This window comes from Pannonibacter indicus, from assembly GCF_001418225.1.
GTDB lineage: Bacteria > Pseudomonadota > Alphaproteobacteria > Rhizobiales > Stappiaceae > Pannonibacter > Pannonibacter indicus.
The window spans coordinates 150,942-172,124 of the sequence record NZ_LIPT01000008.1 but is presented as its reverse complement, the minus strand read 5'-3'; the positions used below and the strand labels follow the sequence as shown (position 1 = coordinate 172,124).

Below are 21,183 nucleotides of genomic sequence, written 5' to 3'. Positions count from 1 at the left end.
CATGGACCTGCTGAAACTTGCCGCCCTTGATGAAGAAGATCTGGCCGTGGTTTCCGCCCATGTGCAGGACGCGGTGCTGAGTGTTGGTGACATCCGTTACCTGCAGAAAGAGCGCAAGGTGGTGATCGCCATGAACCGCTTCGTCTGGGACAAGGCAGAAGACTGGCGCTCGCGCAGCCATGAAAGGCGCCGCTCGGCGCTGGCCTTCGCCCGCGTGACGGCGATGCGCGCGGCCCATATCCGGCAGGAGGCGAAGGGCGCCATCCTGTCGCTGCTGGCCATCCGCTTCGAACAGGGCGCGGAAGCCCCTTCCGGCACGGTGCGGCTGGAATTTGCCGGTGGCGGCACGCTGGCACTGGATGTGGAATGCATCGAGGCGCAGCTGACCGATCTTGGCGCCGCCTGGGCCACGCCCAATAAACCGCACCATCAACTCGATTGAGATTTTCCAGTTGGCAGGCGCCGCTTTGCCGGCGACAAGCGGCGCGGCCCCTTGCAGGGTGAGCCGGCGCCGCGAAAAGGCCTTGCAAGGAGACAGACGTGGCAATCCGGCTTTCTACCGCAGATGCAGATTTCGAAACCCGCTTCAAGGACCTGCTCGCAGGCAAGCGCGAGGTGTCCGAGGATGTGGATCAGGTCGTCCGCGCCATTCTGGACGATGTGCGCACACGCGGTGATGCGGCCGTGGTGGACTATACCAACCGCTTCGACCGGGTGAGCGTTGGTTCCATCACGGAGCTTCGGGTGACGGCTGAAGAGATCGAGGCTGCCACTGCGGCCGTCGAGCCGGCGACGCTTGATGCGCTGAAACTGGCGCGGGACCGCATCCACTCGCACCACGCCCGCCAGATGCCGAAGGATGACCGTTACACGGATGCTCTGGGCGTCGAGCTCGGCTCGCGCTGGACGGCGGTGGAGGCGGTCGGCCTTTATGTGCCCGGCGGTCTCGCCAGCTATCCCAGCTCCGTTCTGATGAATGCCGTGCCCGCGCTTGTTGCAGGGGTAGATCGCATCGCCATGGTGGTGCCCGCGCCGGACGGGGTGCTGAACCCGCTGGTGCTGGCGGCAGCCAAGGTGGCTGGGATCACGGAAATCTACCGCATTGGCGGCGCGCAGGCGATCGCGGCGCTTGCCTATGGCACGGAAAGCATCGCGCCGGTGAGCAAGATCGTCGGCCCCGGCAACGCCTTTGTGGCCGCCGCCAAGCGCCGGGTCTTCGGCACGGTGGGCATCGACATGATCGCCGGCCCTTCCGAAGTGCTTGTGGTGGCCGATGCGGACAACAATCCGGACTGGCTGGCGGTGGATCTTCTGGCGCAGGCCGAGCATGACCCGGTGGCCCAGTCGATCCTGATCACCGACGACGAAGGGCTGGCCGCTGCCGTGGAAGCGGCGGTGGAGCGCCAGCTGAAGACGCTGCCGCGTGCGGACGTGGCCTCGGCCAGCTGGCGCGATTTCGGCGCCGTCATCATGGTGAAGGATCTGGAGGAGGCGATTCCGCTGATCAACCAGCTGGCACCGGAGCACCTGGAGCTGGCGGTGGAAGATCCCGAAGCGCTGCTGGGCCGCGTGCGCAATGCTGGCGCCGTGTTCCTGGGCCGCCACACGCCGGAAGCCATCGGCGATTATGTCGGCGGTTCCAATCATGTTCTGCCGACCGCCCGTTCGGCGCGGTTCTCGTCGGGCCTGTCTGTGCTTGACTTTGTGAAGCGGACGTCGATCCTTAAGTGTGATGCGCAGAGCCTCAGGGCTCTCGGGCCTGCGGCAATTGCCCTGGGCGAGGCGGAAGGCCTCAGCGCACATGCAAGGTCCGTTTCCATCCGCCTCAATCTCGGAGCGGACTAAGGGAGTGGCCGGGGGAGGAACGCATATTGAGGGCTCTGACGGGGAAGGTGCGAGCCGTATGACCTTGGTGGAAAGCAGTGCGTCCTCCGGCGCCGGAGAGGGGTCCGGCCAAGATGCCTCAGGCCGTCTTATCGATGTCATTCTCGATGAGGCGTCAATTGCCCGTGCGGGCCCCGACATCGAGCATGACCGGGCCGTGGCCATCTATGACCTGATCGAGGAAAACAGCTTCTGCCCCTGCGGGCTGGGCGGGGGGCGCTTTGTGCTGCGCCTCTCCGTCGTGGAAAAGAAGCTGGTGTTCCAGATCACCAGCGAGGGTGGCGAGGATGTGGCCACGCACGTGCTGTCGCTGACACCGCTGCGCCGCGTGGTGAAGGATTACGACCTGATCTGCGAAAGCTACTATCAGGCGATCCGCCATGCGACGCCCAGCCAGATCGAGGCGATCGACATGGGCCGGCGCGGCGTGCACAACGAGGGGGCAATGGTCCTGAAGGAGCGGCTGAAGGGCAAGGTGGAGATTGACCAGCCCACGGCCCGCCGCCTCTTTACCCTTGTCTACGCCTTGCACTGGAAAGGCTGAGCACCATGACCGGGCCGGGCTCCCGTCCGACTGCGGTCCTGTTTGCCTGCAGCATGAACGCTGTGCGTTCTCCCATGGCTGCAACGATTGCCCGCAGCCTGTTTCCGGGGCAGGTCTATGTGCGCTCGGCCGGTGCGCGCAAGGGCGAGCGTGACCCGTTCGTGGATGCGGTGATGGCCGAAATCGGCATGGACGTCAGCAATCATCAGCCCAAAACGCTGGAGGATCTGGACGAGTCCGGCTTCGACCTTGTCATCACCCTTTCGCCGGAAGCCCATCACAAGGTCCTGGACCTGACCCGCGCCGATGCGGTGGACGTGGAATACTGGCCAACGATGGATCCGACCATCGTTTCCGGCAGCCGCGACCAGATTCTGGACGCCTACCGGGGGGTGCGTGATCAGCTGATGATGAAAATCAAGAAGCGTCTGGGCTGGACGCCGCCGCCCAGCGGGTGATAGAGAGAAGCGAAAGAGTTGGGAGACTGCTGCGAAGCGGCCCTTTTCCGCCCTCACGCCTGAACCGGCAAGTCCGCATGACGGCCCGCCCGATGGAAAATCACCGGCGCGGAGATTGCCCTGTTCACTTTTTTGCTTTGATCCTATAGGTTCCGCGCACCTCAGGATCGGTTTAACCGGGATACCATATGGCTAAGGAAGAAGTTCTGGAGTTTCCGGGCGTCGTCACGGAACTGCTGCCCAACGCGACGTTCCGCGTGCGTCTTGAAAATGACCATGAAATCATTGCTCACACTGCAGGGCGTATGCGCAAGAACCGCATCCGTGTTCTGGCAGGCGACCGGGTTCTCGTCGAGATGACCCCGTATGACCTGACCAAGGGCCGCATCACCTACCGCTTCAAGTAAGCCGCAGTCTGGCCGGGAGCGAGACATCCATGAGCGATACTGCTACCGTTCCCCTCGTTCTGGCTTCCGCTTCGCCGCGCCGTCTGGCTCTGCTGCAGCAGGCCGGTATCGAGCCGCAGCATCTCATTCCGGCTGATCTGGACGAGACACCCCTGCGCGGTGAGACACCGCGCGCTCTGGCGGTGCGTCTGGCGAAGTCCAAGGCCCGTCACGTGCGTGAGCAGCTGGCGGAAGATGCCGTGCTGTCGAAAGCCGTCATTCTGGCGGCGGACACGGTGGTCTGCGCCGGCCGCCGCATTCTGCCCAAGGCCGAGACGGTGGAGCAGGCAGAGGCCTGCCTTGGCCTTCTCTCCGGCCGTGGCCACCGCGTGCTGACCGGCCTTGCCGTGATTTCGCCGGCTGGCTCCGTGCGGACGAAGATTGTGGAGACCCGGGTGCGCTTCAAGAAGCTGTCGCGCCGGGAAGGTGACGACTACCTGGCTTCCGGCGAATGGCGCGGCAAGGCGGGCGGCTATGCCATCCAGGGTCTTGCGGGCACCTTTGTGGTCAAGCTGACCGGCTCCTATCCCAATGTGGTTGGCTTGCCGCTCTATGAGACAGTCAACATGCTGGCCTCCGCCGGTCTGGATGTCCGCGCCCTGTGGCGCGATCCGCTGAAGCTGCCCGCGTGAGGATGCCGCAATGACCGCAGCATCCGGCAATGCAGGGGATCAGGGCCGCCGCATGCGGCCGTGCCCCATCTGCTCCAAGCTTTCCACCCAGGCCGACTACCCCTTCTGCAGCGACCGCTGCGCCAAGATCGACCTGCACCGCTGGATGGCCGAGGGTTACAGCATTCCCGCTGTCGAGACGGATGATGTTGATGACGAGGCAGAGGGCGGCGAAGACCGCTGATTACTGCCGTGCCAGCCTGTGCCGTGAAATTCCGGGCAGGTATGCTGAAAAAATCATCTTGCCCTGAAAAATTTTCCGCCGCCATAATCAGGCCTGCCTGTCACAAACGCTGTCACAATTCAGCGGAAGGCGGGAGGCTGGCCTGCCCTCTTGCGCGCTGCTGCGAATAAAACTGTCGCAGACCTGTGCTAGGGCGGCTGTGTAGAAAAAGCGGAGGCCGGGGCTGGCTTCCAACAGGCGAGGCGAACATGAAAAAGATGCTTCTTGGCGCGACTGCCCTTTTTGCCGTGATGGCAACGGGCGGCGCAGCGCTGGCCGATTACTCGGTGACCATCCTTCACACCAACGACCTGCATAGCCGTATCGAGCATATCAACAAGTTCGATTCGACCTGCAGCGCCGACGAAGATGCCAAGGGTGAGTGCTTTGGCGGTGTTGCCCGTATCAAGACCAAGGTGGACGAGCGCCGCAAGGCGCTGACGGATGCCGGCAAGAACGTGATCCTGCTGGATGCCGGTGACCAGTTCCAGGGGTCGCTGTTCTACACGACCTATAAGGGCAAGGTGGCAGCCGAGTTCATGAACATGATCGGCTATGACGTGATGGCCGTGGGCAATCATGAGTTCGATGATGGCCCGCAGGGCCTTGCCGACTTTCTCGCGGATGTGACGTTCCCGGTCATCTCCGGCAACACTGATGTCTCCAATGAGCCGCTGCTCAAGGACAAGGTGCCCGGTTCGGTGATCCTGGAAGTTGGCGGACAGAAGATTGCCATCGTCTCGGTTCTGGCCGAAGACACCGCCGAGACCGCATCCCCCGGCCCCGGCGTCTCGTTTGTGAAGGCTGAGGATTACCTCAAGGGCGCCGTGGGCGAGCTGGAGGCACAGGGCGTCAACAAGATCATCGCTCTGACCCACATGGGCTACGAGCGTGACAAGGAAATCGCCAGCGCAGTTTCCGGTATTGACGCCATTGTCGGCGGCCATTCCCACACACTGCTGGCCAATGACAATGACAAGGCCGCCGGTCCTTACCCGACCATCGTTGCCAACCCGGACGGCAAGGACGTGCCGGTTGTCACGGCCTATGCCTACAGCAAGTATCTCGGAGAGATCGAGCTGACCTTCAACGACAATGGCGATCTGATCTCTGCCAAGGGCGACCCGATCCTGCTGGATGCGTCCGTCACTCCAGATGAGACCGTCGCCGCCCGCGTCGCTGAACTGGCCCAGCCGCTGGAAGAGCTGAAGGCCAAGGTGATCGGTTCCACCACCGCCGCCATCGATGGCTCGCGGGAGACCTGCCGTGTCTCCGAGTGCCAGATGGGCAATCTGGTGGCCGAGGCGATGCTGGACCGCGTGAAGGAGCAGGGCGTCGAGATCGTCATCCAGAACGGCGGCGGTCTGCGTGCCTCCATCGATGCGGGCGAGATCACCATGGGTGAGGTTTTGACGGTGCTGCCGTTCCAGAACACCCTGGCCACGTTCCAGCTGAAGGGCTCTGACGTTGTGGCCGCTCTGGAAAATGGCGTATCCAAGGTTGAGGAAGGCGCAGGCCGTTTTGCACAGGTCGCAGGTCTTCGCTACGAGTGGACCAAGGCCAAGCCGGCCGGTGAACGTATCCTCAAGGTCGAGGTGAAGGACGGCGACCGCTGGGTCCCGATCGACCCCGAGAAGGTCTACGGCCTTGCCACCAACAACTACATGCGTGGCGGCGGTGATGGTTATGCCGTCTTCGCCAAGGCAGGCATGAATGCCTATGACTTCGGCCCGGGCCTTGAAGAAGTGCTGGCGGAGTACATTGCCAAGAGCGGCGGCGACTACACCCCGTTCACGGACGGCCGCATCAAGGAAGTGCAGTAAAGGCCGGGCTTGCGGGCAGGACCGCTTGATCCTGTCCGCAGGGCACTGTTCCGTGCGGCGGCCGGGCTTGCGCCCGGCGATGCACCCCGAAAAAGCCACAGGCTCCGGAATGGCGCGGGATTTTGCTCCTCGCGCCATTTCTCTTTTCATGCCAGTGCCCTGGCTCAGGGAAGGGCAGATATAGCCTTTGATCAACGCACGGCGAGATAAGTGTCCCGCGCCGGATTGCAGGTTTGCTCCGGCGGGACACTCATGTATCTCTGCAAGCACGGGGCGATCTTAAAATCTGGTAAAGCGTGGGATGCTGGGGAACGTGACAAGTATCGGGTCAAATTCACCGCGGATATGGGCAGGCCGCACGGGCAACGGCCGCAGCAGGGCGCACCGGTTTGGCGGCCTTCTTGCGCTCGCCCTGGTGTTTGGCACGGCGGGTCTCGATGGGGCGGCTCAGGCGCAGCAGTTCCCGGCGGCAAATCTTGCTGCGCGCCAGCAGCAGCTTCTGCAGGCAACACTGGCAGAGCCGCAGAATCTGGACATCGCCTTTGAATATGCCATGGTCTCGGCTCAGATTGGCGACCATGAAGCGGCTATCGGCACGCTGGAGCGCATGCTCGTCTACGCGCCGGGCCTGCCGCGCGTGCAGCTGGAACTGGGCGTGCTCTACATGCGCCTCGGCGCTAAAGACATGGCGCGCAACTATTTCGAAAGCGCCATTTCCGGCCCCAATGTGCCGCCGGAAGTGACACAGCGGGTGAACTACTTCCTTGCCGCCATTGAGGAGCAGGAGGCGCCGGCCAAGGTCAGCGGTCTGCTTACGGCCGGAGTGCGCGCGCAGAGCAATGCCAATGCAGCTCCCGAGAACCGCACCATCAACCTGAACGGAACCGCCTTCACACTCGATGACGCAGGAACGGGCAAGGCGGACATCAATGCGTTCCTCTCTGCAAACGTGCGCTTTTCCTATGACCTTGCCAGTCAGGGGGACCGGCTTGAGGCAGACCTGATCTTCTATGGTGCGCGATATGGGGATATCAGCCGTCTCGATACGGAGATGGCAGAGATCACCTTTGGCCCGTCGTTCAACCTCGCCCGCTTCGGCATTGATGACGCAAGGCTCGGGATTTACGGCATCGCCACCGGCATCCGGCTGGATGGGGCCAACTACAGCGGCGGCTTTGGAGCCGGCGCGCGGGTTGCCATGAACCTGAGTGAGCGGGCAGGCCTTCTGGCACGGGTAGAGGTGCGCCACAGCTGGTTCAACGATACCGTGAAACAGCCCAATCTCTCCGACAGGGCCGGTTATGCGGTGCGGATTGTATCCGGGTATCAATATCGCCTGACCGAGACTTTTACCGCCCGGCTGACGCTGCTTGGCGACGTGGTGACGGCGAACAAGGCTTACAAATCCAATACAGCCAGCGGCTTTTCTGCCGGCGGAACTTACCGCTTCTCCTCGCCTTTCAGGCTGTCCGCTGCGCCCTGGTCCGTGGATGTTGAGGGCGGCTACCTGTACCGCGCCTATAACGAGCCGGACAGGCTGATCAACCGCAGCAGGGCCCAACGGGACAATGAGGGGTGGTTGCGCTCGTCGCTGACAATGCCTCTGGGTGAAGGCAAGACGGCCATAGGCCTGACGGGCGAACTGCGCCGCCAGCAGTCCAATTATGATCTGAATGATTACACCAATGCATCGGGCATGCTGTCTGTCATGCGCCGGTTTTAAGGTTTGACGCCATGATGAGCCGCTTCTGCACCGCCCGTTCTCTTGCTGCTGCCGTCAGCCTTCTGCCGGCGCTGCTGGCCTCCACTGCGATGGCAGCAACGGATGTGGGCGTTGCCACTGCGGTGAACCCGCAGGCGCAGGGCACGGCGCCGGGGGCAGGCGTACGCACCATCATGCTTGGCAACAACATCTATCACAACGAACGCATCCGGACCGGCGGCACGGGCCTCGTGCAGGTGCTGTTTGTCGATGGATCGACCTTTACCGTCGGTGCCAATTCGGATCTGGTGATCGACGAGTTCGTCTTTGATCCGGAAGCTGGCACGGGCAAGCTGGTGGCCAGCATGGGCAAGGGCGTGGCCAGATTTGTTGGCGGGAAACTTTCGAAAAACAAGGGCGGGGTGAATGTCCGCACGCCGGTCGGCACCATCGGCATCCGCGGTGGTATTGCCAATCTGGAAGTGCGTGAGGATGGCGGCACATTCTCGCTGATCTTTGGCAAGGAACTGACGTTCACCGGCCCGAACGGCACCGAACAGCGGATCTATGAACCCGGTTACACCATGGTCGTGGGGGGAGGCGGAAGCAGCCAGCCTGACATACGCCCGACCTCCCAGGCGGATCTCGGCTCCCTTCAGCAGTCCCTGACCAGCCGGCCCGGCCAGAACGGCGGCGCACCGCGCCCGCCCACCAATGAGATCGTGGCCCAAAGCGGTATTACTTCGGTCAACTCGAACCTCGCTGTCATCAACACCTTGCCGCCACCGAAGCCGGAGGTTGTCGTGGCGACGGCTCTGGCGGAGGTTGAAAAGACCATCGAGAAAACGCCTGATCCGCGTCCGGAGCAGACCGCTCAACCGCAGCCTCAGCCGCAACCCGAGCCACAGCCGCAGCCTCAACCAGAGCCCCAGCCTCAGCCGGAGCCTGAGCCCGAGCCCGAGCCAGAACCTGAGCCCCAGACGGTCACATTGCGTGCCCTGAGCGGGGGGAGTTATCTCGAGTTGCCGGGGCTTGCTGGCATACTTTCCAATCCTGGCCGTCAGGGCATTCTTGGCCGGACCATGGATTCCATCGACGAAGAGTTTGCGGTCACGCTGCCAGGCTCGGGGGGCGCTTCCGGAGCCTATTCCTCGGCTGATGGCGATGCTTTCCTGACCAGTGAAATCGATGGGCAAACGATTACCGTCGGCATCCCCTCGGCTTCGGGCCTGTCCTATTTCCAGTCCGTGCTGACGGACAAGGGCATCCATATGGGGCAGTTCAGCCAGTCCGGCGTTCCGTCCTGGCTGACGGTTGATGCTTCGGAAGATGGTGACATTGAAGCGAACGGGCGCGGTATCTTCTACCGGGGGAGCAATGGCTTCATCGCACTGCTCTACCAGAATGCTCTGCTTGAAGGGGACATGCCGGTCTTTGAGAGCGACTTCTCCGATGCAATCCTTGCATTTGGCGGAGAACCGGGTTCCTTCGAAGTGATGAACCAGTCCCGCCTGCGGACCTACACGCTGACGGCGGACCTGCAGCAACTCCTCTCGCTGGGCGCAGAGAACTCCGATGGCAGTCTCATTCCTGTCAATACGGGCGCTCTCTTCCTCAATCCGCTCGTGGCGGCGGATCTGGGCACTTCGTTCCTCGATGGCGTTGCCAACTCGGGCCTTCTGGTTCTGGAAGGTGGCGCAGATCTGGACGATGAGCCGCCGCTTGCGCTGGCTGCATCCTTCTCCATTCAGGGGCTGTCCTCGACGCAGCAGTCGGCCATTTCCCTGTTCCTTGGTGCCGTCAAGGATGATGGCTCGGGTGAGTTTGCCCTGTCGGGTGCGCGGCGTGGCGGATACAAGTCCGTTACTCATGATGCCACCGGCAGTTTCTCCGGCAAGATCGGGTCTCTGGAAGGGGCGGATGGCACCTATGCCTTCGGCAGCAATGCTGAGAACTTCGTCCTCAGCAGCAATGTCAGCCCGGCACAGAATGCTGACAGCTATGTGGTGCAGCCGCCGTCCAGCCAGCTGAGAGACCATTACAGCGCCACGACGCATATTGCGGAGCTTTCCTCCACAGTGCCGGGCTCCACCCTTTTGGGAAGCACCCGCAACATGTCCGGCTTTGCCGCAGGCATGGTGCAGACCAACAGCGCCGGCACCCTTGTGGTGACGCCTTATGTCTCGACCGGCAACTTCGGAAATTCGGTGAAGTTCGATGTGGACAGCCGGTCCGTATCGGCATCCTTCGAACTGGAGGATGCAAATTACACGGGGGGCGGTAGCGTGCCCCGCATGAATGTATCCTTCGGCAACAGTGCCTCCGCGCCCGAGAGCGAACGTGCCTCAGTCTTCATTGACAATGACCGCTATGCAGCGATCGAAACCCATGACAGCCTGGGCAACAGTCTGCGCGGTGACAGCGGCCCCAGCAAAGATGCCGACGCCAAGAGCTACTTCATTTCCAACACCCTGGTGGATGGGGCTGACAGTGCCATCTTTGCCGGTGTGACGGCCAAGTGCACCTGCGCCTTCCTGGAGTGGGGATACTGGGGCACGCATCTTTCAATTGACAATCCTTCCCCCACTCCGGACGAGCAGGTGCAGGTGCATCTTGGAACCTGGGCTGCGGGACGTATTCTCGGGCCGAATGACCTGCCCAGCAGCGGCAGTGCGAGCTATGTCGGCCATGCGGTGGGCAGTGTGGTGAACGGCGGCAGCCAGTATCTGGCAGCCGGTGATTTCAACATGAGCGTGGATTTCGCCAGCCGCCACGGCACCGCGACCATCAGCAACTTTGATGGCCGCACGTTCGGGGCCAATGTCTCGGAATCCAACCCTTTCGCCGATCAGAACCTCTTCAGCGGAGCGATCTTCGATAGCGGCACGATGGGCGGCACTTTCAATGCCTCTCTGGTGCAGGGGCCGAACAGCAATTTCGACGGCGTCATCGGCAACTTCTCTGCCATTGACGGCTCGTGGATGGCCACCGGTGTTGCGGTGGGTGAGCGGGTGCCCTGATGACCTCTGCAGGGCTGTTCCGGCGGCGGGGCCGGAGCAGCCGCAAGGGTCTGCAAGAGGCGCTTGTCCACAGGTGGAATGAGCTCCTGAAGTTGTTGAAACCATGGAGAAAAGCGGCGCTTTACGGTGGCTGCGAAAATAATGCTCCAAGCCTGCGAAAAGTTTTGCCGGGGCGCTGGACAAGGCCCGGGCGATCTCCTATAAGACCCCCACTTCCGGCGGTCACGCCACATGAAGTCAGGCCCAGATAGCTCAGTTGGTAGAGCAGCGGATTGAAAATCCGCGTGTCGCTGGTTCGATTCCGGCTCTGGGCACCACTTCTCTCTCCTGTACCAAAATCAGAAATAGCCGCTGCTGCATCGTGCTTTGTTTTGAGCTGCGAGCGCTAAACTATGCCGCGTTCCGGCAGGCTCCGGGTGCAGACATCTGTCTCGGACACCCCACACGCGCCGTCCCGGCCTTTGTGCCGGGACCCTTTATGGACGTGATGCGGGTGAGATGGGATGACCGCTGTAGAGCTGGGATTTGAGCCGGTGCTGTAGCTTTGTTTCAGCTGCCGTGCGTCAATAACAGGTCCCGGCACAAAGGCCGGGACGGCGCGGAGGGGATTGTGGCCTCTGCGTCCAGAGTGCGCCCAGGCCGCACTCTCGATTCCTTCAGCGGCTCAGCATTCCAAGGAGCTCTGCATCAGGGCCGCCCATGTGCGGACGAGCCCGCCTCTCTACCCCTTCTGTCCCGTCTCCTTCGCCAGAGCCAGCGCTTCAGCCAGTATTGCCGGGTCGCCGATGTGGTTCATCAGGATGAGGATCAGGCGGGCGTTGAAGGCGTGGCTTTCGTCTTCCGTCAGGCCTTCGTGGGCGGCGAGAAGGCTGGCGTAGGCATTGTCCGGGTTGGGCAGGTTCGGGGCGGTGATCAGCATGGTTCATCTATCCCGGCTGCCGCCAGGGGCGGGCAGCCTGTCAGGGGTGATCGTTCACGTCACGCAAGGCGTATTACGCAAGGCAAAGCGCGCGGGCGAGGGCGGTGGACACTTCGCTTGCATCAAAGCGCTCCCAGCGGGCGGCGGTGTGCTGGTCTGGGCGCACCAGATAGACGGCGGAGGCAGCCTGCCCGAGATAGCGCTCGCGCAGCGGCTCGTTGCCTTGCGGCGAAAGCTGCAGGCAGGGCAGGGTGAGGCCGTGGGCGGTGAAGCTTTCGGGCGCATCCGTGCCGATGGCCAGAAGATGGAAGCCGCCGCCAAGCCGCGCCAGCAGCCAGTCTTCCGCGCCCGGTTCACCGCCAAGAGGCGCGTCCAGCAGCGGTGCTCCGGGCCTCGTGCGGGGTGGCATCAGCGGATGATCCGCCCCGTTGAGCGGCAGCCCGTCATAGACGCAAGGCACGGACAGACGCCCGGAATTGACGATGCTGCGGGCAAAGGGGGCTTTGGCGGCCAGATCCAGCACTGCGTTGCGGAACATGCGCGACATGCCGCTTTTCGGGGTGATGAAGTCCGTGGCGCGGGTGGAGTTCAGGATGTTCTCGTCCGCCCCATGGATGCGCTCTGCGCAGTAGCTGTCGATCAGGGCTTCGGGCGCAATGCCCTTCACCACCAGCGCCAGCTTCCAGGCCAGATTATCCGCATCCTGAATGCCGGAATTGGCGCCGCGTGCGCCGAAGGGGGAAACCTGATGGGCAGAATCGCCGGCAAACAGCACGCGGCCCTTGCGGAAGGTTTCCATGCGGCGGCACTGGAAGGTGTAGATCGACGTCCAGACCAGTTCGTAATCCGCGTCTTCGCCCAGCATGGCATCCACCCGGGCGCGCACGCGCTCCGGCTCCAGTTCGCGCTTGCGGTCGATGTTCCAGCCCAGCTGGAAATCGATGCGCCACACGCCATCGGGCTGCTTGTGCAGCAGGGCGCTGTCGCCGGACTTGAAATGCGGCTCGAACCAGAACCAGCGCTCGGCCGGGAAATCCGCCGTCATGCGCACATCGGCGATGAGGAAATTGTCCTCGAAGACCCGCCCCTCGAAGCCCAGCCCCAGCATGGAGCGCAGCGGCGATCGGGCGCCGTCGCAGGCGATCACCCAATCTGCTTCAAGCTGATAGGGGCCGTCCGGAGTGGCGATGTCGAGGCGCGCGCCGGTACCGGTCTGTTCCAGCGCTTCCACCTTGTTGCGGCCCCGGATTTCGATGGGCGCACCTTCCGCGATGGCCGCAAGAATGCGGTCATGCAGAAATTTCTCGAAGTAGGGCTGCTGCAGGTTGATGAAGGCGGGGAACTCGTGCCCGTCTTCCGGCAGCAGGTTGAACTCGTAGAGCAGCCGGTCATCGCGGAAGACCTTGCCCTTGTTCCACTGCACGCCCTTGTCCAGCATGGGCTTCGCCGCGCCCAGCCGGGCGCAGATCTCCAGCGTGCGCTTGGCAAAGCAGATGGCGCGGCTGCCCTCGCCAACGCCTTCCTGATCATCCAGCACCAGAACCGGCACGCCCTTGAGCCCAAGGTCGAGCGCAGTGGCGAGCCCCACCGGCCCGCCGCCGACGATGATAACCGTATGGCGGACGGGGACCGGCTGGTCCTGATCGGCCGAGCGTGCATAGGGGTAAAGCGCGAAGGCAAGGGCGCGGTCGCCGGCCTTGCTGGCGGGCGCAGGTGCAATTGCGGCAGGTCTGTCCACGAGGTCTCCTCCCTCTTGTCCCGTTTTCCGTGCGAGGCGTCGCAGGGCTGGGTCAGCCCTGAAGTGCGGCCCACATTTCGAGGTCGCGGGCGGCGGTCCAGATGCGCGGATGGCTGATGCCGCGCGCTTCGTCATAGGCACGGGCAACATTGAAGGGCAGGCAGTGCTCGTAAATGGCGTAGTCCTTGAACTTCGGGTCACATTCGGCGCGCACCGCGTCCCAGGCTTCCTTCAGGGTGCCGTTGCGGGCGGCAACCCGTGCCACCGGGCGGAAGGTGCTTTCCACGAAGTCGCGGGTGCGGTCTAGGGCTGCGTTGACGGCATCCCGGCCCAGAACGGCATCGCCGCGTCCCGGCGCAATGGCATCAAGGTCAAAGGCGCGGATGGCCTCCAGCGTCGGGCCCCATTCGCGGAAATGGCCGTCGCCGCAGTAGCAGGCGGCATGGGCCTCAACGATATCTCCGGTGAACATGACATTCTGGTCCGGCACGTGGATGACGATGTCGCCTGCTGTGTGGGCGCGGCCAAGGTGCATCAGGTCCACCCGGCGCTTGCCGAGGAAGATGGTCATCCGGCCACTGAAGGTGGTGGTGGGCCAGGTGAGGCCGGGGATGCTTTCATGGCCCTGGAACAGACGCGGGAAACGCTGGAATTCGCTGTCCCAGTCCTCCTGACCGCGTTCGGCCACCATGGCGCGGGCGGTCTCGCCCATGATCACTTGCTGCGCCTTGAAAGCGGAGGCACCCAGCACGCGCACGGCGTGATAGTGGGTGAGCACAACATGGGTGATCGGCTTGTCGGTGACGCTGCGCACACAGTCGATCACCTTCTGGGCAAGGCGCGGGGTGGCCTGCGCCTCGACGATCATCACGCTGTCATCGCCGATGATGACGCCGGAGTTGGGATCGCCCTCGGCGGTGAAGGCATAAAGACCCTCGCCTATTTCGGTGAAGCTGATGGTCTTTTCGGTGAGGTCGCCCTGCGAGGCAAATTTCTTGCTCATGGATATTGTCCGTCCGTCCGTAAATCTGTTTCAGGCGTTCCGCTCTACCGTCTGCTCGATGGCGCCGAAGATGGAATGGCCCGTGGCATCCAGCATCTCGATGCGCACCGTGTCGCCAAAGCGCAGGAAGGGGGTCTTGGCGGCGCCGCTGTTGATGGTTTCGATCATGCGGATCTCGGCAATGCAGGAATAGCCTGCGCCACCCTCGCTCACCGGCTTGCCGGGGCCGCCGTCCAGCTTGTTGGAGACAGTGCCGGATCCGATGATGGAGCCGGCGGCCAGCGGGCGGGTCTTGGCTGCGTGGGCGATGAGTTGCGGGAAATCGAAGGTCATGTCGATGCCGGCATTGGCGCGGCCGAAGGGCTTGCCGTTGAGGTCCACCTTCAGCGGCAGATGCAGCCGTCCGCCATCCCAGGCATCGCCCAGTTCGTCCGGCGTCACGGCAACGGGGGAGAAGGCAGAGGAGGGCTTGGACTGGAAGAAGCCGAAGCCCTTGGCCAGTTCCGCCGGAATGAGCCCGCGCAGCGACACGTCATTGACCAGCATGATGAGGCGGATGGCCGCCCGCGCTTCGTCCACGCTTGCCCCCATCGGCACGTCATCGACGATGACGGCCACCTCGCCCTCCATGTCGATGCCATAGGCTTCATCGGCCATGCGGATGGGGTCGCGCGGGGAGAGGAAGCTGTCAGAGCCGCCCTGATACATCAGAGGATCGGTCCAGAAGCTTTCCGGCATTTCGGCGCCGCGCGCCTTGCGCACCAGTTCCACGTGGTTGACGTAGGCTGAGCCGTCCGCCCACTGATAGGCGCGCGGCAGCGGCGAATGGGCGTCATGCTCGTGAAAGCGCATGGAGGGCACGGCATCATGTTCCAGGCTTTCGGCCAGCACGGCCAGCTTGGGCGCGAGTTCTGCCCAGTTGTCCAGCGCGGCCTGCAGGGTGGGGGCAATGTGGGTGGCTTCGGTGCAGCGGGTCAGGCTCTTGTTGACCAGCACAAGCCGTCCGTCACGGCGGCCGTCCTTCAGCGTGGCAAGTTTCATGGTGTTTTCCCGAAAACTGGTGTGAGAGGGCGGCAGGCTCCTCCGGCCCGCCGCTGCCCCGTGTCATGCCTGATTGTGAGCGCTTGCCGCTCACTTCACGCCGGGCGTGCCGTCGAACTTCTTTTCAAGACTGTCCCAGCAGTCGATGTAATCATTTTGCAAGGGCGCGGAGGTCGCTGCCCATTCGGTCAAGTGCTGCGGGAAGCGGGTTTCGAACATGAAGCTCATGGTCTCGTCCAGTTTTTCCGGCTTCAGTTCCGCGTTGGAAGCGCCCTCGAAGGCGTTGCGGTCCGGCCCATGCGGCAGCATGCAATTGTGCAGGCTCATGCCGCCGGGCACGAAGCCCTTCGGCTTGGCATCATAGATGCCGTAAATGTTGCCCATCAGCTCGGACATGATGTTCTTGTGGTACCAGGGCGGGCGGAACGAGTGTTCGGCCACCATCCAGCGCTCGCGGAACAGCACGAAGTCGATATTGGCGGTGCCTTCCACGCCGGAAGGGGCGGTCAGCACAGTGAAGATCGACGGGTCTGGATGGTCGAAGAGAATGGCTCCGACCGGTGAGTAGGTGCGCAGGTCATATTTGCAGGGCGCGTAATTGCCGTGCCAGGCCACCACATCCAGCGGCGAGTGGCCGATCTTCGTTTCGTGGAACTGGCCGCACCACTTGACGATGACGGTGGACGGCACCTCCCTGTCCTCAAAGGCGGCAACCGGCGTCTTGAAATCGCGCGGGTTGGCAAGGCAGTTGGCGCCGATGGGGCCACGGTTCGGCAGGTCGAATTTCTGGCCGTAATTCTCGCAGACAAAGCCCCGGCACGGGCCTTCCAGCACTTCCACCCGGTAGACCAGGCCGCGCGGCAGGATGGCGATTTCCTTCGGCTCCAGATCGATGACGCCCAGTTCCGTGCAGAAGCGCAGGCGGCCTTCCTGCGGCACCACCAGAAGCTCGCTGTCGGCGGAGAAGAAGTATTCGTCCACCATCGAACGGTTGAGCAGATAGATGTGGCTGGCCATGCCGGTCTGGGTGTTGACGTCGCCAGCCGTCGTCATGGTTCGCATACCGGTGACCCAGGTCAGCGGCTCATCCGAATGGGGCACCGGGTCCCAGCGGTACTGGCCCAGGCTGATCACGTCATCGACGATGTTGGGTGCGCTCTTCCAGAAGGGCACGTCAATCTTGGTGAAGCGGGTGGTATGCTTGACCGAGGGGCGGATTCGGTAGCACCAGGTGCGCTCGTTCTGGCCGCGGGGAGCGGTGAAGGCGGTGCCGGAAAGCTGCTCGGCATAAAGGCCATAATTGCACTTCTGCGGCGAATTCTGTCCCTGTGGCAGGGCGCCGGGCAGGGCCTCCGTCTCGAAGTCATTGCCAAAGCCGGGCATATAGCCCTCGACCGTGCCGTTGACCGTGGCGGCGCGAACCATGCCTGTGGGCAGGGCGTGCGTTGTCATGATGTCCTCCTCTTGCCGGCTCCCCCGGCCGTTGCCTGCGATAATAGTTGCAAGTGCAACCAAGTCAAGGGAGGGTGACAGTCAAGGGCGCTCGTGGCAGTTTGCGCGCCCGAAGCGGTCCATGAAGTGAGCATGCGGCATGGAAAATGGGGTGAAGATGACTGGTCCGGCGGATGGATTCGATCTGGAGGCGTTTCTGCCTTATCTGCTCAATCAGGCGGCAGAGGCGACCAGCCGGTCCTTTCAGGCGGTCTACCGGGACGACTTCGGCCTGACACGGACCCAGTGGCGGGTGATGGCCAATCTCGGCAAGTTCGGCTCCATGACGGCGCGGGATATCTGCGCCATTTCCCACATCGAGAAAACCAAGGTCAGCCGAGCGGTCGCGGGGCTGGAGGCAGGCGGCCACCTGCAGCGGCAGACGGCGCCGCAGGACAGGCGGGCGGAAATCCTGTCACTGACGCCCAAGGGCCGGGACGTCTTCCTCCGGCTCGGGGAGCGGGCGATGGCCTATGACCGGGAACTCCGGGCTGGGCTGGGGCCGGATGTCTCTGCTGCCCTCGAGGAATTCCTGCGCCGGCTGATCCGCGAAGGGCGGGATATGCCGCCGGATGAAGATGCGGATTCGGCTGCTTGAGATCGTTTAATCCGCAGATTTGACAATGAAAGACGCTTTGCTGACCGCTTGGACTTCATCTGGTCAGACCACGGGTGGCGAAATTTTGGGCGGCATGCGGAGCGTCAGGGATCAGATGGGCGCAGTGGATTGATGCCTTGATGCCCGGCAAAACCCTTCCGCCGTCATTCCGGCCAAGCGCAGCGCGAACCGGGACCGGTGAGCTGACGACTTAGATAATTCAAAAGGTTATCGTTGACAGGCCGTGGTTCTCCGGTCCTGGATTTTCGCTTCGCTGCGTCCGGATGACGATGAAGAGGAGGGGGATGGGCGTGGAGCAGACTGCAATGTGCTGGTCCGCATGATCCGTCATGACCGAATTAAGTATCTGAATAAAAAGATAAAAATCTTCTATGCCTGCTTGTGCTGCGCTTCCGTGCTGAAACCGAAGGCAGTGTAAAAACCTGCTTGCCTGCTGTGCATCCCCGCGTCACTCTGTTTTCACAAACTGGGAAAACCAGAGGGGAACAGCATGCGTCGTCTGATGGGTTTTGCGATGGGTCTGGCGCTGTCGGCGTCTTCGGCTCTCGCTGCAACGGATGTGAAATTCACGCTCGACTGGAAGTTCGAGGGCCCGGCGGCTCCGTTCTTCATTGCGCTGGACAAGGGCTATTTCGCCGAGGAGGGGCTCAATGTCACCATCGACACGGGGGCAGGCTCGCGCGAGTCGATCCCGCGTGTGGCAACGGGCGCCTATGAATTTGGCTTTGGCGATATCAACGCCCTGATCAAGCTGCTGGACGAGCAGCCGGACCTGAAGGCCAAGGCCGTGCTGATGGCCTATGAGCGTCCGCCCTTCGCCATCATCGGCCGCAAGAGCCTTGGCATCACGGAAGATCCGAAGTCGCTGGAAGGCAAGAAGCTGGGTGCGCCCCCGCCGGACGCTGCTTTCGGCCAGTGGCCGGCTTTTGCGGAAGTGGCTGGCCTCGACACCTCCAAGATCACCATCGAGAATGTCGGCTTCCCGGTGCGCGAGCCCATGCTGGCGCAGGGCCAGGTGGATGCCATCTTCGGCTTCTCCTTCTCTTCGGTGCTGAACCTGAAGGCGCAGGGCATCGCTGATGACGAGATCGTCACCATCCTGATGGCCGAGAACGGCCTCGATCTTTACGGCAACGTGGTGATGGTGAACACGGACTTCGCCGCAGCCAACCCGGAAGCGGTGAAGGGCTTCGTCAAGGCGCTGACCAAAGGATACCTCGACGCCATTGCAGATCCGCAAGCCGCCATTCCCTATGTGATGAAGCGCAATGAGGTGCTGGATGCGGCCGTGGAGACCGAGCGTCTCAAGATGGCTGTGGAGCAGGCCATTGCCACCCCGGCGGTCAAGGCCAACGGCTTCGGCGGCGTGGATATGGCCAAGCTGACCAAGAGCATGGACTATCTCAAGACCTCCATGGGCGTAAGCGATACGCCGCCGGCCGCTGAAAAGGTCTTCGATCCGTCCTACCTGCCGTCCGTAGAAGAGCGGGCCGTCAAGTAAGCCAGACGTTGCACCCTCCCGGCTGGCCTGCCACCCGCCGGGAGGGTGTTTTCATGATGCGGAATGACCTTTTGGGGGCGCGGGTGACCGGTTTTGTAGAATTGCGGGATATCCGCCTCACCTATGGCGGCGGAGACACGGGCACGCTGGCGCTGGACGGACTGACCATGTCGGTGAAGAAGGGCGAGTTTGCCGCCGTTGTCGGGCCGTCAGGCTGCGGCAAGTCCACGCTGATGAAGCTCGCCACCGGCCTGATGCGCCCCAATGCGGGCACCGTGGAAGTGGCAGGCAAGGAAGTCAGCGGCCCGGTAAGTGTGGCCGGAATGGCCTTCCAGAACCCCTCCATGCTGCCCTGGCGCACCACCCTCGACAATGTGATGCTGCCTCTGGAGATCGTTCAGCCGCACCGCGCCCGCCTGCGCAAGGAAAAGGCCGCCTACGTGGCCAAGGCCGAGGCGCTGCTGTCGCTCGTCGGCCTCAAAGGTTTTGGCGCCAGGTTTCCCTGGCAGCTTTCCGGCGGCATGCAGCAACGTGCCAATCTGTGCCGTGCGCTGGTGCATGATCCGGCGCTGCTGATGCTGGACGAGCCCTTCGGCGCACTGGATGCCTTCACCCGTGAAGAGCTGTGGCAGGTGATGCGGGATCTGCATGCGGAAAAGGGCTTCACCACCATTCTCGTCACCCATGACCTGCGCGAAGCCGTCTATCTGGCGGACCGGATCTTCGTCATGAGCGCAAGGCCGGGCCGGGTGATCGTGGAACGCGAGGTGACCTTCCCGCGCCCGCGGCCCATCGATCTAACCTATGAGGCCGGGTTCAACGACATTGTGCACGAGCTGCGCGGCTATATTGCAGAGGCGAGGGAGGCAGCATGAGCGAGCGCTGGATCAAGGCGGCCCCCTGGCTGTGGACCATCGGGCTCTTTCTCATCTGGCAGGCGGCCTGCAGCATCCTGAAGCTGCCGGTCTATATCCTGCCTGCGCCCACGGATATTTATGTGGCCGCGGTGAAGTTCTGGCCGGCCATCTGGAAAAACTCGCTGCAGACCCTGTTCACCACCGTGCTCGGCTTTGCGCTGGCAGTCGGCGGCGGCCTGCTGCTCGGTCTTGCCATCGGCTGGAGCCGGGCGATCTATGCCGGTCTCTATCCGCTGATGATCGGCTTCAACTCAGTGCCCAAGGTGGCTGTCGTCCCGATCCTGGTGATCTGGTTCGGCATCGGCACGGTCCCCGCGGTGCTGACAGCCTTCCTGATCGCCTTCTTCCCCATCGTCGTGAATGTGGCCACCGGCCTTGCCACCATCGAACCGGAGATGGAAGACGTGCTCAGGGCGCTGGGCGCGCGCAAGATGGACATCATGCTCAAGGCCGGCATTCCGCGCTCGATGCCCTATTTCTTCGGCTCGCTGAAGGTGGCTATCACGCTGGCATTCGTCGGCTCGGTCATCTCAGAGACGGTGGCTGCCAACTCCGGCCTTGGCCACATGATGCTGGCGGCGCAGTCACAGTTCAACGTGCCGCTGGTGTGGGCGGGGCTGATGGCGCTCGCCGTGCTCGGCATCGTCATGTATGCCATCATGGCCTGGCTGGAAATACGCATGACCGGCTGGGCGCACCGGTCCGGTTCGGCCAGGGCCTAGGCCGGGTTTTCTTGCGCGGAATGCTGTTTATAAAATGACCCTGCGGCACGCTGGCGGCTGGATGAATCCAGCCGTTTTGCGTTTCCGCCCGCGTCCGGCATCTCTGATACGGCTTTGCATTAAGGCTTGACGCTTCAGAGCATTATTGTGACGTTTCGGTGCTGTCATATTTGGTAGAGCCGGAGTTTCATGAAACTGTCATAAAAGAGAATCCGAACTGACATGCTGATGCTCTAAGGCGCATGTCTGAAACCTTCGCGGTGATCGGCGAAGGGCGGCGGCAGGGCCGGGTGGGAGGGGCAGTATGGGCTGTCCGTACTCCGGCCGTCATACGTGCAGGGCAAAGGGCCTGGCACTTGCCGCTTTAGCAAGCGGGTTCCCCGGCCAAAGGCCAAGAGGGCAACTGGTTGACACCGGCGGGCGCCGTCCGCCGGAACAGTGAGGAGAAGCGAATGAGCATG

Annotated in this window: 19 protein-coding genes and 1 tRNA gene; 15 read left to right on the top strand and 5 right to left on the bottom strand. The window is 62.8% G+C overall.

Annotated features, from left to right (window positions below; all coding sequences use genetic code 11):
• The first annotated feature begins 1 nt into the window (after position 1).
• From ASC48_RS13110 to ASC48_RS13060, 11 genes are all read left to right on the top strand, one after another.
• Entirely contained in the window at positions 2–442 is a 441-nt protein-coding gene (locus ASC48_RS13110) for a DUF2948 family protein (RefSeq protein WP_055456184.1), read from the top strand.
• 98 nt (positions 443–540) lie between these two features.
• Positions 541–1,845, top strand: a complete 1,305-nt coding sequence (gene hisD, locus ASC48_RS13105) for a histidinol dehydrogenase (protein ID WP_055456183.1) — start codon at positions 541–543, stop codon at positions 1,843–1,845.
• 58 nt (positions 1,846–1,903) lie between these two features.
• Positions 1,904–2,428 (top strand): UPF0262 family protein, encoded by a 525-nt coding sequence (locus ASC48_RS13100; protein ID WP_055456182.1) that lies wholly within the window; start codon positions 1,904–1,906, stop codon positions 2,426–2,428.
• A gap of 5 nt (positions 2,429–2,433) precedes the next feature.
• The gene (locus ASC48_RS13095) at positions 2,434–2,886 is read left to right on the top strand and encodes an arsenate-mycothiol transferase ArsC (RefSeq protein ID WP_055456181.1); all 453 of its coding nucleotides are present in this window, start codon (positions 2,434–2,436) and stop codon (positions 2,884–2,886) included.
• A gap of 188 nt (positions 2,887–3,074) precedes the next feature.
• Positions 3,075–3,293, top strand: coding sequence for a translation initiation factor IF-1 (infA, locus tag ASC48_RS13090; RefSeq protein ID WP_019962913.1), 219 nt, complete (start codon positions 3,075–3,077; stop codon positions 3,291–3,293).
• A 29-nt stretch (positions 3,294–3,322) separates the two neighbouring features.
• On the top strand, positions 3,323–3,964 hold the full coding sequence (locus ASC48_RS13085; RefSeq protein ID WP_050470965.1) for a Maf family nucleotide pyrophosphatase: 642 nt from the start codon (positions 3,323–3,325) through the stop codon (positions 3,962–3,964).
• A 10-nt stretch (positions 3,965–3,974) separates the two neighbouring features.
• On the top strand, positions 3,975–4,187 hold the full coding sequence (gene yacG, locus ASC48_RS13080; RefSeq protein WP_055456180.1) for a DNA gyrase inhibitor YacG: 213 nt from the start codon (positions 3,975–3,977) through the stop codon (positions 4,185–4,187).
• A gap of 248 nt (positions 4,188–4,435) precedes the next feature.
• A complete protein-coding gene (locus ASC48_RS13075; RefSeq protein WP_055456179.1) occupies positions 4,436–6,049 on the top strand; it encodes a bifunctional metallophosphatase/5'-nucleotidase in 1,614 nt (537 codons plus the stop codon).
• A gap of 313 nt (positions 6,050–6,362) precedes the next feature.
• Positions 6,363–7,772, top strand: coding sequence for a tetratricopeptide repeat protein (locus ASC48_RS13070; RefSeq protein ID WP_141658951.1), 1,410 nt, complete (start codon positions 6,363–6,365; stop codon positions 7,770–7,772).
• An 11-nt stretch (positions 7,773–7,783) separates the two neighbouring features.
• A complete protein-coding gene (locus tag ASC48_RS13065; protein WP_055456177.1) occupies positions 7,784–10,771 on the top strand; it encodes a FecR family protein in 2,988 nt (995 codons plus the stop codon).
• Between the two features lie 241 nt (positions 10,772–11,012).
• Positions 11,013–11,088 (top strand) — tRNA-Phe (locus ASC48_RS13060).
• 404 nt (positions 11,089–11,492) lie between these two features.
• Here ASC48_RS13060 and ASC48_RS13055 read toward each other — a convergent pair.
• The 5 genes from ASC48_RS13055 to hmgA form a co-directional block, all read right to left on the bottom strand.
• Positions 11,493–11,690: a DUF2783 domain-containing protein gene (locus ASC48_RS13055; RefSeq protein WP_055456176.1), complete on the bottom strand. Its 198-nt coding sequence runs from the start codon at positions 11,688–11,690 to the stop codon at positions 11,493–11,495.
• A gap of 73 nt (positions 11,691–11,763) precedes the next feature.
• Positions 11,764–13,428, bottom strand: a complete 1,665-nt coding sequence (locus ASC48_RS13050; protein WP_082440122.1) for an FAD-dependent oxidoreductase — start codon at positions 13,426–13,428, stop codon at positions 11,764–11,766.
• A 52-nt stretch (positions 13,429–13,480) separates the two neighbouring features.
• Positions 13,481–14,431 carry an MBL fold metallo-hydrolase gene (locus tag ASC48_RS13045; RefSeq protein WP_055456175.1) on the bottom strand — a complete coding sequence of 317 codons (951 nt, stop codon included), beginning with the start codon at positions 14,429–14,431 and terminating at the stop codon, positions 13,481–13,483.
• 30 nt (positions 14,432–14,461) lie between these two features.
• On the bottom strand, positions 14,462–15,472 hold the full coding sequence (locus ASC48_RS13040) for a fumarylacetoacetate hydrolase family protein (protein WP_055456174.1): 1,011 nt from the start codon (positions 15,470–15,472) through the stop codon (positions 14,462–14,464).
• 90 nt (positions 15,473–15,562) lie between these two features.
• Positions 15,563–16,924 carry a homogentisate 1,2-dioxygenase gene (gene hmgA / locus ASC48_RS13035; protein ID WP_055456173.1) on the bottom strand — a complete coding sequence of 454 codons (1,362 nt, stop codon included), beginning with the start codon at positions 16,922–16,924 and terminating at the stop codon, positions 15,563–15,565.
• 157 nt (positions 16,925–17,081) lie between these two features.
• Between hmgA and ASC48_RS13030 the strand changes: the two genes are divergently transcribed.
• The 4 genes from ASC48_RS13030 to ASC48_RS13015 all read left to right on the top strand — a co-directional run bounded on the left by ASC48_RS13030 (position 17,082) and on the right by ASC48_RS13015 (position 20,722).
• Positions 17,082–17,561, top strand: coding sequence for a MarR family winged helix-turn-helix transcriptional regulator (locus ASC48_RS13030; RefSeq protein WP_055456231.1), 480 nt, complete (start codon positions 17,082–17,084; stop codon positions 17,559–17,561).
• Positions 17,562–18,072: 511 nt separating this feature from the next.
• A complete protein-coding gene (locus ASC48_RS13025) occupies positions 18,073–19,083 on the top strand; it encodes an ABC transporter substrate-binding protein (RefSeq protein WP_055456172.1) in 1,011 nt (336 codons plus the stop codon).
• Positions 19,084–19,136: 53 nt separating this feature from the next.
• The gene (locus ASC48_RS13020) at positions 19,137–19,958 is read left to right on the top strand and encodes an ABC transporter ATP-binding protein (RefSeq protein ID WP_409840328.1); all 822 of its coding nucleotides are present in this window, start codon (positions 19,137–19,139) and stop codon (positions 19,956–19,958) included.
• A complete protein-coding gene (locus tag ASC48_RS13015; protein ID WP_055456171.1) occupies positions 19,955–20,722 on the top strand; it encodes an ABC transporter permease in 768 nt (255 codons plus the stop codon). Before ASC48_RS13020 ends, ASC48_RS13015 begins: the two co-directional genes overlap by 4 nt.
• Positions 20,723–21,183 lie beyond the last annotated feature (461 nt).